Annotated in this window: 16 protein-coding genes; 11 read left to right on the top strand and 5 right to left on the bottom strand. The window is 60.2% G+C overall.

Annotation, left to right across the window (positions count from 1 at the left end):
* Positions 1 to 32: 32 nt before the first annotated feature.
* On the top strand, positions 33 to 1,061 hold the full coding sequence (locus H6851_17790; protein MCB9945456.1) for a proline racemase family protein: 1,029 nt from the start codon (positions 33 to 35) through the stop codon (positions 1,059 to 1,061).
* On the opposite strand, the gene H6851_17785 is transcribed toward H6851_17790, so the two are convergent.
* Both H6851_17785 and H6851_17780 read right to left on the bottom strand, forming a co-directional pair.
* A complete protein-coding gene (locus tag H6851_17785) occupies positions 1,053 to 2,828 on the bottom strand; it encodes an adenylate/guanylate cyclase domain-containing protein (protein ID MCB9945455.1) in 1,776 nt (591 codons plus the stop codon). The genes H6851_17790 and H6851_17785 overlap by 9 nt on opposite strands.
* A 4-nt stretch (positions 2,829 to 2,832) precedes the next feature.
* Positions 2,833 to 3,390, bottom strand: a complete 558-nt coding sequence (locus tag H6851_17780; protein ID MCB9945454.1) for a glutathione peroxidase — start codon at positions 3,388 to 3,390, stop codon at positions 2,833 to 2,835.
* A gap of 161 nt (positions 3,391 to 3,551) precedes the next feature.
* On the opposite strand from H6851_17780, the gene H6851_17775 reads away from it, so the two are divergent.
* Genes H6851_17775 through H6851_17765 form a run of 3 tightly spaced genes read left to right on the top strand, consistent with a single transcriptional unit; the run spans position 3,552 to position 5,948 of the window.
* On the top strand, positions 3,552 to 4,238 hold the full coding sequence (locus H6851_17775) for an NnrU family protein (protein MCB9945453.1): 687 nt from the start codon (positions 3,552 to 3,554) through the stop codon (positions 4,236 to 4,238).
* A gap of 43 nt (positions 4,239 to 4,281) precedes the next feature.
* Positions 4,282 to 5,172 (top strand): ATP-binding cassette domain-containing protein, encoded by an 891-nt coding sequence (locus H6851_17770; protein MCB9945452.1) that lies wholly within the window; start codon positions 4,282 to 4,284, stop codon positions 5,170 to 5,172.
* Between the two features lie 8 nt (positions 5,173 to 5,180).
* Positions 5,181 to 5,948 carry an ABC transporter permease gene (locus tag H6851_17765; GenBank protein ID MCB9945451.1) on the top strand — a complete coding sequence of 256 codons (768 nt, stop codon included), beginning with the start codon at positions 5,181 to 5,183 and terminating at the stop codon, positions 5,946 to 5,948.
* A gap of 36 nt (positions 5,949 to 5,984) precedes the next feature.
* Here H6851_17765 and H6851_17760 read toward each other — a convergent pair whose 3' ends face one another.
* Positions 5,985 to 6,626 (bottom strand): hypothetical protein, encoded by a 642-nt coding sequence (locus H6851_17760; protein MCB9945450.1) that lies wholly within the window; start codon positions 6,624 to 6,626, stop codon positions 5,985 to 5,987.
* A gap of 168 nt (positions 6,627 to 6,794) precedes the next feature.
* Between H6851_17760 and glmS the strand changes: the two genes are divergently transcribed.
* Entirely contained in the window at positions 6,795 to 8,618 is a 1,824-nt protein-coding gene (gene glmS / locus H6851_17755; GenBank protein ID MCB9945449.1) for a glutamine--fructose-6-phosphate transaminase (isomerizing), read from the top strand.
* Between the two features lie 229 nt (positions 8,619 to 8,847).
* Here glmS and H6851_17750 read toward each other — a convergent pair whose 3' ends face one another.
* Positions 8,848 to 9,762, bottom strand: a complete 915-nt coding sequence (locus tag H6851_17750; protein ID MCB9945448.1) for a DnaJ domain-containing protein — start codon at positions 9,760 to 9,762, stop codon at positions 8,848 to 8,850.
* A gap of 177 nt (positions 9,763 to 9,939) precedes the next feature.
* Complete coding sequence (locus H6851_17745) at positions 9,940 to 10,359, bottom strand: Hsp20 family protein (protein MCB9945447.1); 420 nt, start codon at positions 10,357 to 10,359, stop codon at positions 9,940 to 9,942.
* Between the two features lie 448 nt (positions 10,360 to 10,807).
* On the opposite strand from H6851_17745, the gene rpsL reads away from it, so the two are divergent.
* From rpsL to rplC, 6 genes are read left to right on the top strand one after another with little or no spacing between them, the layout of a single operon-like run.
* Positions 10,808 to 11,179: a 30S ribosomal protein S12 gene (gene rpsL, locus H6851_17740; GenBank protein ID MCB9945446.1), complete on the top strand. Its 372-nt coding sequence runs from the start codon at positions 10,808 to 10,810 to the stop codon at positions 11,177 to 11,179.
* Positions 11,180 to 11,204: 25 nt separating this feature from the next.
* Complete coding sequence (gene rpsG, locus H6851_17735) at positions 11,205 to 11,672, top strand: 30S ribosomal protein S7 (GenBank protein ID MCB9945445.1); 468 nt, start codon at positions 11,205 to 11,207, stop codon at positions 11,670 to 11,672.
* Between the two features lie 22 nt (positions 11,673 to 11,694).
* A complete protein-coding gene (gene fusA, locus H6851_17730; protein ID MCB9945444.1) occupies positions 11,695 to 13,773 on the top strand; it encodes an elongation factor G in 2,079 nt (692 codons plus the stop codon).
* 38 nt (positions 13,774 to 13,811) lie between these two features.
* Positions 13,812 to 15,002 carry an elongation factor Tu gene (tuf, locus tag H6851_17725; GenBank protein MCB9945443.1) on the top strand — a complete coding sequence of 397 codons (1,191 nt, stop codon included), beginning with the start codon at positions 13,812 to 13,814 and terminating at the stop codon, positions 15,000 to 15,002.
* 26 nt (positions 15,003 to 15,028) lie between these two features.
* The gene (gene rpsJ / locus H6851_17720; protein MCB9945442.1) at positions 15,029 to 15,337 is read left to right on the top strand and encodes a 30S ribosomal protein S10; all 309 of its coding nucleotides are present in this window, start codon (positions 15,029 to 15,031) and stop codon (positions 15,335 to 15,337) included.
* A 10-nt stretch (positions 15,338 to 15,347) separates the two neighbouring features.
* Positions 15,348 to 16,067: a 50S ribosomal protein L3 gene (gene rplC, locus H6851_17715; GenBank protein ID MCB9945441.1), complete on the top strand. Its 720-nt coding sequence runs from the start codon at positions 15,348 to 15,350 to the stop codon at positions 16,065 to 16,067.

The raw sequence follows: 16,067 nt of genomic DNA, 5'->3' as shown, positions 1-16,067 counted from the left end.
CGATTTTCTCGGTTGTCGGGAGTCATGGCGCGATGCGCAGCCTGCAAGTCATCCATACCGTCAGTTGTCATGCCGAGGGTGAGGTTGGCGATGTCATCGTCGGCGGTGTCGCTCCTCCGCCGGGCGCGACGATCTGGGAACAGTCCCGCTGGATTGCCCGCGACGGCAGGTTGCGGAACTTCATGCTCAACGAACCTCGCGGCGGTGTCTTTCGCCACGTCAACCTGCTGGTGCCGCCCAGGGATCCGGCAGCCGCGATGGGATGGATCATCATGGAGCCGGTCCATACTCCGCCCATGTCCGGGTCCAACTCCATCTGTGTGGCGACCGTCCTGCTGGAAACCGGCATCGTGCCCATGGTCGAGCCGGTCACGCGCTTCAGTCTTGAAGCCCCGGGAGGGCTGGTGGAGATCGAGGCGCACTGCCGGGATGGCAAGGCCGAGCGCATCAATGTGCGCAATGTCCCGTCGTTCGCGGATCGTCTCGATGTGCCGCTGATGATCGAAGGGCTGGGTGAGTTGCGTGTCGATATCGCCTATGGCGGCGACAGCTTTGTCATTGTCGATGCCAGGTCGACGGGTATCGAACTGGCGGCCGGACGGGCCCGGGAACTGGCTGAGCTTGGAACGCGCATTACTGCAGGCGCCAACCGTGAAATCGGTTTCCGCCATCCCGACAACCCCGACTGGTCGCATATCTCCTTTTGCCTGTTCGCCTCAGCCGTGGAGGATGGTGCAACCTGTCATGCGGTGGCCATCGAGCCCGGCAAGATCGACCGCTCACCCACCGGTACCGCGGTTTCCGCACGCATGGCTGTCCTTCATGCCAAGGGTAAGATGGACATCGGTGGCCTGCTGAGGGCACACTCGCTCATCGGCTCCACCTTCGAAGGTCGCATCGAGGCACTGGCACGACTGTCCGCCGGTGTGCAGGGAATCATCCCCAGCCTGTCCGGTCGTGCCTGGATCACCGGTACCCATCAGCACATGCTCGACCCGACCGATCCCTGGCCGGAGGGCTACCGGCTGAGCGACACCTGGCCGGGCGCCGGTTCAGTCTGAATACCGGTTGATGCGGGTGCGTACCTGACTGATGAATGAGGTCACTCTCGGGATGATACCATGATCATCCGCGGGAAAGCCGGGAGCCTCCAGCAATGGCGCATCAACGGCATGGTCGAATGCCCGGACCCGGGCTGGCCCGTTGCGGCCCCGGATCGCAATTTCCCTGGGCTCGCCTTCGCCGTTGTCAAATCCGGCACGCAACATCACTTCGTCGGAGACGAGCAATTCGACTCCGAGCTCCTTGGTCGCTGCCTCGAGCCTGCTGGCGACGTTGACGGTATCGCCGATGGCGGTCAGGGCGGTTGCATGTCCGTAGCCCATTTCGCCGATGATGGCCGGGCCGATATGGAGGCCGATGCCCATGCGCAAGCCTTCCGGAAGATCGTCGCCCAGAGAGCGATTGAGCAGTTCCAGAGCTTCACCCATACGGCGGGTCGCGGCAAGGGCCTGCCTTGCCGCGACCTCGCCATCCACCGATACGCCGAACAGCGCCATGATGCCGTCACCGATGAACTTGTCGACCATGCCGCCTTCGGATTCGATGGCCTTGCCCATGGCCCTGAAATAGCGATTGAGCACATAGACGACGTCATATGGCAGGCGACCTTCTGAAATTCGGGTAAATCCCCGCAAGTCGACGAACAACACGGCGATTTCCCGTTCGAGGCCCTGTCGGGGGCTCATCCTCCGCATGGCCTGGTCGAACATGGCATCGGTCGGTATCAGGCGGGTGACGCTCAGGTCGGCCGTCGGTCGCAGCTGGCAGGCGAGGCGGACGTGGCGCGGTGTGTCGAGACGCCTGAGGACCCGAAGCTCGTCGTGCTGGGGGTGGGGCAGTTGGTTCTGCCCGCGGGTGATCCGGACGCGGCAAGTGGAGCAACGCCCGCGCCCACCGCAGATCGAGGCATGCGGCACCCGCCCGATCATGCTGGCTTCGAGAACGCTGGTACCTGGAGGAATGTTGACTTCGGTGCCGTCATCATAGGTGACCCGGATGCGGCGGCGCTTGAATCCCAGAAGGCGCGCGGCGAGATGAAAGGCGATGGCTGCAAGCAGCGCGCACCCGACGAGTGCCAGGATGATATCTTGGGTTTCGAAAACCCATGTGGTTTCGCTCGGCGGAACCCAGTGGAATGTCTCGGCCCATGTTTCCAGCAGGCCCGGATTTTCGCTGACCGCCCGGTGGATATCGCGCCCGCCGGAGATGAATCCGGTGATGGAAAGCGTTGGAAGCAGCACCGCAAGGGCGAGCAGCCATGGACGCAGTGGCCGGTAAAAGGAACGCGATCGCAGCCAGTAATGGATGCCGAGGCAGCCGTGCAGCCAGACGAGAAGAACAAGGATGATCTGCCGGACAGCCAGTCCCGGCCAGAGCAGCCACAATTCCAGATAGTAATTCACACGGACGCCATGGACGAAGTCCATTCCCCGTGTGGACAGGATATGGATCACGAGCAGAAAGGGAATGGCCAGTCCAAGACCGATCTGTGCCAGTTGCCATGCCGGCAGGAGCAGGCTGCGGCGTCGGGCAAGGCCTGTCAGTGTTGCCCCCACATGCACGAACAGGGCCGCGAGCACGATGCTGCTGCCCCAGTCGGTATGCCACGAGCCCAGAGCCGTCCGTCGCGCGGCCTCGGCAGCCTCGTACGAGATCAGGCCGAAGGCGTGATTGATCAGGTGGGTGGTGGTGAAAGAGAACAGCACCAGCCCGGAGCCGATGCGCAGCCTGCGCACCCATGAATCGACATCGCCCCGGACGGCCATGCGGTCAACTGGCGGGGCGCAGGGCGTCTTCGATGGCCTTGCGCAACTGCGGATCATCCGGCTCGACATCTGATGGCCAGTAGGAGATGGCCTCGCCCTTGCGGTCGATCAGGTACTTGTAGAAATTCCAACCGGGGCCGGCATCATCACCCAGTGATTGGCGCAGTTCGATGAATAGTGGATCCGCATCGGCACCCTTGACCTTCACTTTCTCGCTCATCGGGAAATCGATGGCAAAATTGACCGTGCAGAATTCCTTGATCTCGCTGTTGCTGCCCGGTTCCTGATTGCCGAAATCATTGGAAGGTATCCCGAGTACCACCAGTCCCTGAGCGTGGTATTCTTCATGAAGTGCCTGCAGGGCCTTGTATTGCGGGGTATAGCCGCAAAGGGACGCGGTATTGACGATCAGCAGCGGCTGTCCGCGGAACTGGTTGAGCGGAAGAGGAGCACCATCGATCGATACCAGTTCGTTGTCGAGAATGTCAAAAGCCTGTGACGGTGAGGCCAGCAGGATTGCTGTCATGACAGCCATGGCTGCCATGAGGGTATGTTTCGCCATGACGGTGATCTCCTTCTGCCTGCCATTTCCCATTTGCTACCCATATAGGGCAAAGGCCGGTCTGGCCAATGTCGTACACGGCGCTATGCTGCGCGGAGGACGACAAACGGCATCGATGATGCTGACGACCGCCTCGCAGAAGGTTGGATTCGGAGGAAACGATGAATGACCTCATGGTGGCTGCGGTGTTCTTCGTCGGCACCCACCTCGGTATCGCCGGCACGCAGGTCCGTGGCCAGCTCATCGACCGCATCGGTGTCCGCATGTACCGGCTGCTGTATTCGCTGCTGGGTATCATTGCCCTGATCTGGCTTGTCGCTGCCTTCCGGGACGCACCCTACCGGCCATTCTGGCATGGCGGGGAGGCTGCGCGGCATCTTCCACTGCTGATCATGCCGATAGCCCTGCTGCTTCTCGTCAGCGGGGTGACCGCTCCCAATCCGACGTCTATCGGTCAGGCGCCGGATCCCGATGCCGCGGAGCCGGCTCGAGGTATCCTGAGGGTCACCCGTCATCCGGTCATGTGGGGTGTCGGGCTGTGGGCCATCGCCCACGTGCTGGCCAATCCCGATCTGGCCTCGCTGATCTTCTTCGGTTCGCTTGGGTTGCTGGCATTCGCCGGCTGCCATTCGCTGGACTCGCGTCTGGGCCGCAATCCGCCGCCGGGATGGGGGGTTTTCGTGCAGCGTACCTCGTTCGTGCCCTTTGCGGCCATCGTCGACGGACGGCAGAAATTCGTCGGCAGCGAGATCGGCTGGTGGCGTGTGGCACTTGCGCTCGCCCTGTACGTGTTGTTGCTGGTCCTGCATCCCTATCTCTTCGGCGTGCCGGTAATTCCCGGGACATGATCACGCTCTTCGTATGCCCGTCATTCTTTCGAAGCAGGTGAAAATGGAAGCCATAATCGAGGCGAACAGCCTCAAGAAGCGCTTCGGTGATCTTGAAGCGGTGCGCGGCATCGACCTTTCCATCGCTCGCGGGCTTTGCGTCGGACTGCTCGGGCCCAACGGTGCCGGCAAGACCACCACCATGCGCATGATCATGGGACTGACGACGCCGACCGAAGGCAAGATCACGGTCCTAGGGGCGAGGCCGTCGGCCATGCCGCGGGATGTGCGGGCTCGGATCGGACTTGTACCGCAGGAGAACAATCTCGATCCTGACCTGACAGTCGCCGGCAATCTCGAGGTATTTGGCCGGTATTACGGGCTTTCTGCGGCCGATATCACCGAGCGGGTTCCGCAGCTGCTCGAATTCATGCAGCTGTCCCATCGTGCGGATGCCCGGGTGATGCATCTTTCGGGCGGGATGAAGCGCAGGCTCATCATGGCCCGGGCGCTGATCGGCAACCCCGACATCATCATCCTCGACGAACCCACGACGGGTCTCGATCCACAGGCCCGCGTGATGATCTGGCGCCAGTTGCTCGCTCTCAAGCGACAGGGCAAGACGCTGTTGCTGACGACCCACTATATGGACGAGGCCCAGCGGCTGTGTGACACGATCTTCATGATCGACAACGGCAAGGTTCTGGACCGGGGCACGCCACGCCAGCTGATCGAACGGCACGTCAAGGCACATGTGCTGGAAGTCGACAAACCGCTGCCGCGCGACCTGCCACTGTCCCAGACGGAGGACCTCGGTGACAGCGTGCTGATGTTCGTGGACGACGTCCAGCCCATGCTGCAGGCCATGCCGCCCGAAACCACCTTTACGCATCGCCCGGCCAATCTCGAGGACGTCTTCCTGAGTCTCACCGGCCGCCAGCTTCGCGAGGGATGATGAACGCCGTGATCAGTCGCCAAGCCTACGCCGTCTGGCTGAGGAACTATCTTACCTGGAAAAAGATGATCTGGTCGTCACTGGTGACCAATGTGGTCAATCCGGTGATTTTCCTTTACGCCTTCGGCTTCGGCCTCGGGCGAGTCATCGATACCATGGCCGGCGTTCCCTACATGGCCTTCATCGTACCGGGGATGATGGCCTACGGAGCCATGTTCTCCTCAAGTTTTGAAGCCACCATAAGCGCCTATGCCCGCTTCCGCATCCAGCAGACATGGGATGCAATGCTGTCCACGCCGGTCACTCTGGCCGAAGTGCTCACGGGCGAGCTTCTCTGGAGTGCATTCAAGGGGTTCCTCTCCTGTGCAGCCGTCTTCGTAGTCGGTGTTCTGTGGGGAGGAGTGCCGTCGATCATGGGCGGGGTATTGACCCTGCCGGTACTATTCCTTGCATCGGTGACATTTGCCGCATGTGGTCTGGCTGCGACGGCTCATGCGAAGAGCTGGGAATTCTTCAGCTATTTCTTCACATTCTGGATCACGCCCATGTTCATGTTCTCGGGCGTGTTCTTCGAGGTGGACCGCTATCCTCACGTCATCCAGATGATCTCATGGGTCTTGCCCATGACGCATGTGATCGCCATTGTGCGCCCTTTGTCGGTGGGCATGCCGCTCGATGTGACTGCAGTATCGGGGCATCTTGCCTATCTGATCGTGCTGGCTGCCGCAGGCTCGGTTCTCGCCCACTACCGCCTCAAGCGCCGGTTGTTCGACTGACGCGGTGTCGCTCGCGTGAAGGGCTGTGCCTGGGGGTCAGTCCTGTCGTCCGGCAGTTTGGTCTGGACGAGGGACGGTGCCGCCATGCCGCGGCCATGTATTGTGAGCCGGTTGCCGGATCTCGTGGGGTGCATGCAGGCAGAACTGGACGTGCGTTCCGCAGACATGCGAGAGGTCGCTGCGTGCCAGCCTGTATTCGGGTGCGTGGACCCGCAACCAGGTGTCGATGGCGCCCTGAACGATATCGGCCCAACCGGCTTCGTCGCGATAGACCAGTGTTACCTTTTCGGACCGGGTGGCATGATCGGCAAGCCGCATGGCATTGCTGGATTCGATGATGCCGTTGATGACCGCGGCAAGACGCCGACCGAGCGCCGTGAGATCGGAATCGATCCGGACATCGGCCACCCAGCCAAAGGTGTGGTGGTCGATTAGCCATCCGCCGAAGGCTCTCAAGGTTTCCGCCCGGTTCGAGGCAAGGGCCATCGAGGCGAACTCTGCCGCCGCGCGCAAGCGTTGTCCGCGCTCTCCGATGCCGCCATGGGCAGGCGCGACGGAGGTTCCGGTCATGTCCCCGAGTTCGTCGAGTACGCAACGAACCGTTTCCTGTCCGTGGCGTTCCTCAAGGAAATCGAGGAACCTTTCCAGCATCAGATCCCGCATGCCGAGTTCTGCCATGGTTGTGCAATGTGCCCGGACTGCATCTTGACGCGAAAAGGCGAACAAAGTGTTAACAATGGCAGGGTAGCGTGATGAACGCATTGGAGTAAGCCGGGTCGATTATGATCCTCGCTCCGGTCGGGGTGTCGATATAGGATTATTGCGATTGATAGGGAGAATTCAGACTTGTGTGGAATTGTTGGTTGTGTCGGCCGGCGGCCCGTTACCCCCATTCTGATTGATGCGCTCAGACGCCTCGAATATCGCGGCTATGACAGTGCGGGCATTGCCACGCTGACTGAACGCGGCATCGACCGCCGCCGTGCCGAGGGAAAACTCGAGCGACTGGCTGCACGCCTTGCCGAGGATCCCATTTCAGGTACGACCGGTATCGGCCATACGCGTTGGGCCACCCACGGTGTACCGAACGAGACCAATGCCCATCCGCATCGCAGCATGGGCGTGGCAGTCGTCCATAATGGTATCATCGAGAATTTTCAGGCGCTGCGGAGCGAACTGGAGGGGCTCGGACATCATTTCGAAACCCAGACCGATACGGAGGTGGTTCCACATCTGGTCGCCCACCATCTTCGTGCCGGACTGTCGCCCGAGGATGCCTCGTTAGCTGCGGTGCGGCGGCTTGAGGGCGCTTTCGGTCTGGTGCTGCTGTTCGAGGGGCATGGCGATCTGCTGGTGGCGGCACGGCGCGGCAGTCCGCTTGCCGTGGGATATGGCGACGATGAGATGTTCATCGGTTCCGATGCGCTCGCACTGGCACCGCTCACCGAACGTATCCAGTATCTTGAGGAAGGCGATATCGCGTTCGTCCGGCGCGACGGTGCCCAAATCGTCGACGCCGAGGGTCGTCCCCAGGAACGTCCCATCATCCTGACGGCAATGTCCGGAGCGATGATCGGCAAGGGAAACCACCGGCATTTCATGGAAAAGGAAATCTTCGAGCAGCCGGCGGTCATCGGTGACACACTGCGTTCGTTTGCTGACCCGGTAACCCATCGCATCAACCTGCCGGAGCTGCCGTTCGACCTGCGCAACATCTCGCGACTGACGACAGTGGCTTGCGGTACGGCGTCCTATGCCTGCCTCGTCGCCCGTTACTGGTTCGAGGAGGTGGCCGGCATTCCCACCGACTGGGAGATTGGCTCCGAGTTCCGATACCGGGAACCGCCCCTGGTGCCGGGCCAGGTGGGGCTGTTCGTTTCGCAATCGGGCGAAACCGCTGACACACTGGCGGCGATGCGCCACATGCGGTCCGCTGGTCATCCTTGCCTCGCCGTCGTCAACGTGCCCGAGAGCACTCTTGCGCGCGAAGCGGATGCGGTGCTGCGCACCTTGGCCGGTCCGGAGATCGGCGTGGCTTCGACCAAGGCATTTACCACCCAGCTCGCCACACTTGCATGCCTTGCCATCGGTGCCGGCATGGCCCGTGGTAAACTCGATAGCGAAACCGAGAGCCACCTCGCGCGCCAGCTCGATGAAATTCCCGCCCGAGCACTACAGGTACTGGATCGCGATCGCGATATTCATGAGGTCGCGCAGTCGCTGCAGAATGCGCGCGACGTGCTCTTCATCGGCCGTGGCCAGCTTTATCCGATCGCCCTTGAAGGAGCGCTCAAGCTCAAGGAAATCAGCTACATCCACGCCGAGGGTTATGCTGCGGGGGAGCTCAAGCATGGACCGATCGCGCTGATTGACGACGACGTGCCGATTATTGTCATGGCACCCAGCGACCGATTGTTCGAAAAGACAGCGAGCAACCTGCAGGAAGCTGCCGCACGGGGCGGGCGGATCGTATTGCTGAGTGACGAGCGCGGTGTGGATAAGCTCGGCCGTTATGCGTGGCGCAGCATCACGCTTCCGGAAGTCGATCCCTTCGTCCTGCCGATCCTCTACTCGATCCCGGTACAGCTGCTGGCCTATCACACTGCCGTGCTGAAAGGGACCGATGTCGACCAGCCCCGCAACCTTGCCAAATCGGTCACGGTCGAATGATTGTCCGCTTCCAGCGACAGCCATCGTTCCCCTGCGCAAGCCGGAGAACGATGGCGCGTTTCCTTCGCGATGGGCACGGTCATCCCGTTCGGTTCTGGCCGGATGTCGCGGTGGCGGCATCGGGCGAGTAGCGGAGCCGGTTCGGGGCGGTCGATGGCGTGCCGATGAAAGGTTGTCCTGCTGACGGACGAAACGGACAAGAACCTGTCACGGAGAATATTGACGGATGTCAGCCTGTCCGCATTTCGGCCTTGTTGAACAGGTCCTGCAATGCGGGGTCGGGTTTCTCGGGAAGGGTGATCATCAGCCGGACTAGCTGATCGCCCTTGCCGCCGCTTTTGCGGTCATGAATACCTCGACCTCGCATGCGTAGGATCTGTCCCGAACTGGACCATGCGGGCACACTCAGCGAGACCTCGCCATTGATGGTCTTTACCCGGACCTTGCCGCCATTCACAGCTGTTTCCAGTGGAACCGGCTGATCCACGATAATATCGAGACCATCGCGGCGCATGTCGGGATGAGGGCGGACTTCAACCTCAAGCAGCAGATCTCCTGAAGGTGCATTCCCGCCATTGCCGGGATGTCCCTTGCCGCGAAGCCGCAATTGCGTACCGCTTGTCAGTCCCGCTGGTATCGTTACCTCGATCTGGCGGCCGTCTTGCAGACGCACCCGCTCGTTGCCACCGGCGGCAGCCTTGATGAAGTCGACTGACGTCCGGTAATGGATGTCGCCGCCTCGCACGGAGCGTCCTCCTCCTGTCGAGTTTCCCCCACCGGATGCGAAGCCGCCGAACAGGTCGCTGAGGATGTCATCAAAGCCACCGAAACCGCCTGCCGAGCGGTATTCGAAACCACCTTGGCCAGCCTTTGCGCGCGCGTTGTGGAAGCCACCCATGCCGCCAAACGGTGCCCGCTCGTTGCCGGCGTCATCAATCTCGCCGCGGTCATAGCGCGCCCGCTGATCAGTATCTTTGAGAATGGCATAGGCCGAGGAAATCTTCTTGAAGCGTTCCTCGGCTGCTTTGTCGCCGGGATTGGCATCAGGATGATACTTCTTGGCGAGTTTGCGATAGGCACGCTGAATGTCGTCGGCGCTTGCCGACTTTGCTACCCCCAGTTCTCGATAGAGACCCTCACTCACCGTCTTCGAACTCCAAACTCCGCTGAAACAAATGTCATGCCTGCACACAGGATGGATCCGGCCGGATTTGCCGGCCGGATCCTGCTGCCGCGTGATAGCGGACTACGACTACGGACGTTACCGCCAAACAGGCATACGCCAAACCGATATCCGCCTCATCGGCGTATTAAGATAGGCTCACGCGGCCCGGTCGGCCTGGCCTATGGAAATTGTGCGGGGCTTCAATGCTTCGGGTATTCTTCGGACCAGATCAATGCGCAGAATACCGCTATCGAGTTCCGCCTTGACGACCTCTACATGGTCGCCGAGCCTGAATGACTGGACAAACGAGTCTGTCGGAATTCCCTTGTGCAAGACCTGCGCGTTCTCGGCAAGTGCGGTATTCCTGCAGCCTTTGACCGTCATATTGTGGTCATGAAAGCTGATCTCAAGCTCATCCCGTTGATAGCCCGGAAGCGCGACCTGAATGACAAAGCTATCATCGCCATGGGACTCGATGTCATAGGCCGGACCGGGGACAGCGCCATTTGCAAGGGACTGGGAAACGCGACCGAAATGGCGAAGTGCAGGAAACGAATCGAAATGAACGATGCTCATGGTATCCTCCGTATGAGCGATACAGCTGACGCGGTGCTCCTCTCATTTGGACGCACCGTCTGGTGGAAAACTGATGGTCCCATCATCGGCGACCATCATGCCAGAGATAATATATCTTCACTCTGTTTCAAGGGCGGCAATAAGCCGAAACGTCCCGTGACCGGATAGGTGGTTCCCCGAAACGCCAATGCAGCTTGCGGGTACCTGCCAAAGTGAATGGCTCAGTCGCTACACCGGGCTTGACGTGGGGCTTTGTCGGGAATAGAACCCACCGCGACTTCGACACAGGCGTTGGTGGTGGGTCCGTGCGGCCCAAACGCGGTGCCTCCGTCCTAGGCTTGAAATCAGATTTGCATTGGAGTGACCGAAGCCCTGCAAAAGGCTTTCGGTCGTTTGTCATCGTTTGGACATTGTGTCCTTAGAGCGGCTCGAACCGGGAAGCGTCGTTATGCCGACCATCAATCAGCTGGTAAATCACGGGCGCAAGGTCCCCGGGAAGCGGAACAAGGTTCCCGCCATGGAGGCCTGCCCGCAGAAACGGGGTGTCTGTACCCGTGTCTATACCACGACACCAAAAAAGCCGAACTCCGCCCTGCGCAAGGTCGCGCGCGTACGCCTGACCAACGGTTACGAGGTGACGAGCTACATTCCCGGTGAAGGGCACAATCTGCAGGAACACTCTGTCGTGCTCATCCGTGGCGGCCGCGTGAAGGATCTGCCCGGCGTGCGATATCACATCATCCGCGGCACTCTGGATACGCAGGGTGTGAACGGCCGCAAGCAGGCGCGTTCGAAGTATGGCGTCAAGCGGCCGAAATAGGCAGGACCAGCGAGGAAATTGATCGATGCGTAGACGCGCGGCCGAAAAGCGGGAAGTTCTGCCGGACCCCAAGTTTCACGATGTGGTTCTGGCGAAGTTCATCAACAATCTGATGCTCGACGGCAAGAAGTCCGCCGCCGAGAAGATTGTCTACGGTGCATTCGAGAAAATGCAGAGTCGATCGGGACGCGATCCGGTCGAGCTGTTTCATGAAGCGATGGAAAATGTGAAGCCTTCGCTTGAGGTCCGGTCGCGCCGTGTCGGCGGTGCAACCTATCAGGTTCCGGTTGAGGTTCGTCCGGAGCGTCGGCAGGCTCTCGCCATCCGATGGCTGATCCAAACTTCTCGTAATCGTTCCGAAAAGACAATGACCGACCGGTTGGCCGGAGAGCTGCTAGATGCGGCAAATGGCAGGGGGGCTGCTTTCAAAAAGCGGGAAGACACCTTGCGGATGGCCGAAGCCAACCGCGCTTTCTCCCATTATCGCTGGTAACGGCTGAACGGCAGCACGGAAAATGGCACGCGAAGTTCCCCTCGAGCGCTATCGTAATATCGGCATCATGGCGCACATTGATGCCGGCAAGACGACGACGACTGAACGAATCCTGTTTTACACCGGACGCTCGCACAAGATCGGTGAGGTTCACGACGGTGCCGCGACCATGGACTGGATGGAGCAGGAGCAGGAGCGCGGCATAACGATCACGTCAGCCGCGACTACGGCATCCTGGCGTGACCATCGGGTGAACATCATCGATACCCCGGGGCACGTGGACTTCACCATTGAAGTCGAGCGTTCGCTGCGTGTTCTTGACGGCGCTGTCGCCGTGTTCGATTCGGTGGCGGGCGTCGAGCCACAGTCGGAGACGGTGTGGAGGCAGGCCGATCGGTATGGAGTTCCCCGCCTGGCGTTCATCAACAAGATGGACCGGATCGGGGCGAACTTCGATCGTTGCGTGGAGATGATGAAGGATCGCCTCGGCGCCGTTCCCGTGATCGTGAACTTCCCCATCGGCACCGAGTCCGAGCTTCGGGGTGTGGTCGATCTGATCCATAACCGGGCGATTGTCTGGCACGACGAGTCGCTGGGGGCGTCCTTTTCATATGAGGATATCCCGGCTGATCTGGCCGACCGGGCGGAAGAGTTGCGTACAACATTGATCGAGACGGCAGTCGAGGTCGATGACGAGGCGATGGAAGCTTACCTGGAGGGCGATACGCCGGATGCGGATACCCTGATTCGTTGCATCCGCAAGGGAACAATTGACGGCAGGTTCAATCCGGTTCTGTGCGGCTCGGCGTTCAAGAACAAGGGCGTACAGCCCCTGCTTGATGCCGTGGTTGACTTTCTTCCTTCGCCAGTTGATCTGCCACCTGTTGAAGGCATCAAGCCCGGAACCGAGGACGAGAGAGTTACACGCAAGTCCGATGACAACGAGGCGTTTTCGGCGCTCGCGTTCAAGATCATGACCGATCCCTTCGTGGGGACTTTGACCTTCGCGCGCATTTATTCCGGGTCAGTGGAGAGCGGCTCCTACACGATCAATTCGGTCAAGGACAAGCGTGAGCGTGTTGGTCGTCTTCTGTTGATGCATGCGAACAGTCGCGAGGAAATCAAGGAAGCTCGGGCTGGGGATATTGTAGCGTTTGTCGGCCTCAAGGATACGACGACGGGTGACACGCTGTGTGATCCGGCCAAGCCAGTCATTCTTGAGCGGATGGATTTTCCCGATCCCGTCATTGAGGTAGCGGTCGAGCCAAAGACGAAAGCCGATCAGGAGAAAATGTCTATTGCATTGGGCAAGTTGGCTCAGGAAGACCCGTCCTTTCGCGTGGGTGTCGACCATGAAAGTGGGCAGACGGTCATCAAGGGGATGGGCGAGTTGCATCTCGAAATTCTCGTCGACCGTATGAAGCGGGAATTCAAGGTCGATGCGAATGTGGGGGCACCGCAGGTCGCTTATCGCGAGACGATTACGCGCAATTCCGAGATCGACTACACGCACAAGAAGCAGACCGGTGGTTCGGGCCAGTTTGCCCGTATCAAGCTGTTGTTTGAACCCGCGGAGAAGGGGTCGGGCTTCAGCTTTGCCAGCAAGATTGTTGGTGGTTCCGTTCCAAAGGAATATATTCCTGGAGTCCAGAAGGGGCTCGAAAGCTCCATGCAGTCGGGTGTTCTCGCGGGCTTCCCGATGACCGATGTCAAGGTCGAACTCATTGATGGCGCCTATCACGACGTGGACAGCTCGGTGATGGCGTTCGAAATCGCGGCCCGGGCTGCGTTCCGGGAGGGAATTCAGAAGGCTGGCCCGCAGCTGTTGGAGCCTGTGATGCGGGTTGAGGCCGTGACTCCCGACGAATATATGGGTGACATCATAGGTGATCTTAACAGTCGTCGAGGGCAGGTGTCAGGCATGGAGCCACGTGGGAACGCGCAGGTCATTCGCGCCATGGTGCCACTTGCGAACATGTTCGGATATGTCAACACGTTACGTTCGCTTTCGCAGGGACGTGCGCAATTCACGATGCATTTTGACCACTATGAGCCGGTACCGCAAGCGGTCGCCGACGAGATCCGCGCCAAGTACGCGTGATCGACAGAACGCTCTGAGAAGGACACGGAGACGAGGCCATGGCCAAGGAAAAGTTTGAGCGAACGAAGCCGCATGCGAATATCGGGACGATTGGGCATGTGGACCACGGGAAGACGACGCTGACGGCGGCGATCACGAAGGTTCTTGCGGAGTCGGGCGGTGCGGCGTTCACGTCGTATGACAACATCGACAAGGCCCCCGAGGAGAAGGCTCGCGGCATCACGATCAACACGGCGCATGTCGAGTACGAGACGCCGAGCCGCCACTATGCGCATGTGGACTGCCCTGGCCATGCGGACTACGTGAAGAACATGATCACCGGTGCGGCGCAGATGGATGGTGCCATCCTGGTGGTTTCGGCGGCGGACGGCCCGATGCCGCAGACGCGCGAGCACATTCTGCTGGCCCGCCAGGTTGGTGTGCCGGCGCTTGTGGTGTTCATGAACAAGGTCGACATGGTCGACGACGAGGAGCTGCTTGAGCTGGTGGAGCTCGAGGTTCGCGAGCTTCTGTCGGCGTACGAGTTTCCCGGCGACGACATTCCGATCATCAAGGGTTCGGCGCTGGCCGCTCTCGAGGGCAGCAACAACGAGATCGGACACGATGCGGTCCTCGAACTGATGAAGGCGGTGGACGAGTTCATTCCGCAGCCGGAGCGTGCCGTGGACGGGACGTTCCTGATGCCGATCGAGGACGTGTTCTCGATTTCGGGTCGCGGGACGGTGGTGACGGGCCGCGTGGAGCGTGGCGTGATCAAGGTTGGCGAGGAGATCGAGATCGTCGGCATCCGTCCGACGACCAAGACCACCTGCACGGGCGTGGAGATGTTCCGCAAGCTGCTGGACCAGGGTCAGGCCGGCGATAATGTCGGCGTTCTGTTGCGCGGCACCAAGCGGGACGACGTCGAGCGTGGCCAGGTGCTGTGCAAGCCGGGTTCGATCAAGCCGCACACGAAGTTCAAGTGCGAGACCTACATCCTGACGAAGGACGAAGGGGGGCGTCATACGCCGTTCTTCTCGAACTATCGTCCGCAGTTCTACTTCCGGACCACCGATGTGACGGGCTCGATCAAGCTGCCCGAGGGCACGGAGATGGTGATGCCGGGCGACAACGTGACGATGGAAGTCGAACTGATCGCCCCCATCGCCATGGAACAGGGCCTTCGCTTCGCCATCCGTGAGGGCGGACGTACCGTCGGTGCCGGCGTCGTCGCCAGCATCGAGGATTGATCAGGCGCGGATAGGGACTGTTACCAATGGATACGCAGAATATACGCATACGCCTTAAGGCCTTCGATCATCGTGTACTCGATCAGTCGGTCCGCGAGATTGTTGGTACGGCGAAGCGAACGGGCGCCGCGGTGCGCGGTCCCATTCCGCTGCCCAATCGCATTGAGCGTTTCACGGTCAATCGCGGACCGCACGTGGACAAGAAGAGTCGCGAGCAGTTCGAGGTTCGTACTCATAAGCGCCTCCTGGATATCGTCAATCCGACCCCGCAGACGGTGGACGCGCTGATGAAGCTCGATCTGGCGTCTGGTGTGGATGTCGAGATCAAGCTGTAGGGCAGAAACGATGAGAACCGGCTTGATTGCCAAAAAGATAGGCATGACCCGAGTGTTCGGTGTCGACGGAAGCCATACCCCGGTAACTGTTTTGCAGGTCGATGACTGCGAGGTTGTGGCCGTTCGCACTCAGGATCGGGATGGATATTGCGCCGTCCAACTGGGTGTTGGCAAAGCCAAGACCAAGAATGTGTCCAAGGCCATGCGTGGGCATTTTGCCAAGGCCAAGGTGGAACCCAAGCGTAAGCTTTGGGAGTTCAGGGTAGCCGAGGATGCGTTGGTCGATGTAGGCTCGGCATTGCATGTCGGTCACTTCGTTGCAGGACAGTATGTCGATGTAGCTGGTGCGAGCATTGGCAAGGGCTTCGCCGGTGCCATGAAGCGGCACAATTTCGGTGGTCTTCGTGCAAGCCACGGCGTTTCGATTTCCCATCGGTCCCACGGTTCGACCGGTCAGTGTCAGGATCCTGGCAAGGTCTTCAAAGGCAAGAAGATGGCGGGCCACATGGGTGATCACTCCGTGACGGTCCAGAATCTTGAGGTGTTTGGTGTCGATCCTGACCAGGGCCTGATCCTGGTACGAGGTGGTGTGCCGGGCGCCAAGGGAAGTTACTTGCGGGTAACCGACTCGAAGAAAAAGTCCCTGCCGAAGAATGCTCCCTATCCGGCAGCAATCGTGCATCGGGGCGAAGCTCTCGAAGTGCACAAAGTCGGCGAGGAGGAGGAATAA

This window comes from Geminicoccaceae bacterium, assembly GCA_020638465.1.
GTDB lineage: Bacteria > Pseudomonadota > Alphaproteobacteria > Geminicoccales > Geminicoccaceae > JAGREO01.
This window is presented reverse-complemented; position numbering and strand designations above follow the sequence as displayed.

Excerpts from the sequence above, each read along its gene's own strand:
- H6851_17790 (MCB9945456.1), top strand. The coding sequence starts at position 33 with ATGCGCAGCCTGCAAGTCATCCATACCGTCAGTTGTCATGCCGAGGGT.
- H6851_17785 (MCB9945455.1), bottom strand. The coding sequence starts at position 2,828 with ATGGCCGTCCGGGGCGATGTCGATTCATGGGTGCGCAGGCTGCGCATC.
- H6851_17780 (MCB9945454.1), bottom strand. The coding sequence starts at position 3,390 with ATGGCGAAACATACCCTCATGGCAGCCATGGCTGTCATGACAGCAATC.
- H6851_17775 (MCB9945453.1), top strand. The coding sequence starts at position 3,552 with ATGAATGACCTCATGGTGGCTGCGGTGTTCTTCGTCGGCACCCACCTC.
- H6851_17770 (MCB9945452.1), top strand. The coding sequence starts at position 4,282 with ATGGAAGCCATAATCGAGGCGAACAGCCTCAAGAAGCGCTTCGGTGAT.
- H6851_17760 (MCB9945450.1), bottom strand. The coding sequence starts at position 6,626 with ATGGCAGAACTCGGCATGCGGGATCTGATGCTGGAAAGGTTCCTCGAT.
- H6851_17745 (MCB9945447.1), bottom strand. The coding sequence starts at position 10,359 with ATGAGCATCGTTCATTTCGATTCGTTTCCTGCACTTCGCCATTTCGGT.
- rpsL (MCB9945446.1), top strand. The coding sequence starts at position 10,808 with ATGCCGACCATCAATCAGCTGGTAAATCACGGGCGCAAGGTCCCCGGG.
- rpsG (MCB9945445.1), top strand. The coding sequence starts at position 11,205 with ATGCGTAGACGCGCGGCCGAAAAGCGGGAAGTTCTGCCGGACCCCAAG.
- fusA (MCB9945444.1), top strand. The coding sequence starts at position 11,695 with ATGGCACGCGAAGTTCCCCTCGAGCGCTATCGTAATATCGGCATCATG.
- tuf (MCB9945443.1), top strand. The coding sequence starts at position 13,812 with ATGGCCAAGGAAAAGTTTGAGCGAACGAAGCCGCATGCGAATATCGGG.
- rpsJ (MCB9945442.1), top strand. The coding sequence starts at position 15,029 with ATGGATACGCAGAATATACGCATACGCCTTAAGGCCTTCGATCATCGT.
- rplC (MCB9945441.1), top strand. The coding sequence starts at position 15,348 with ATGAGAACCGGCTTGATTGCCAAAAAGATAGGCATGACCCGAGTGTTC.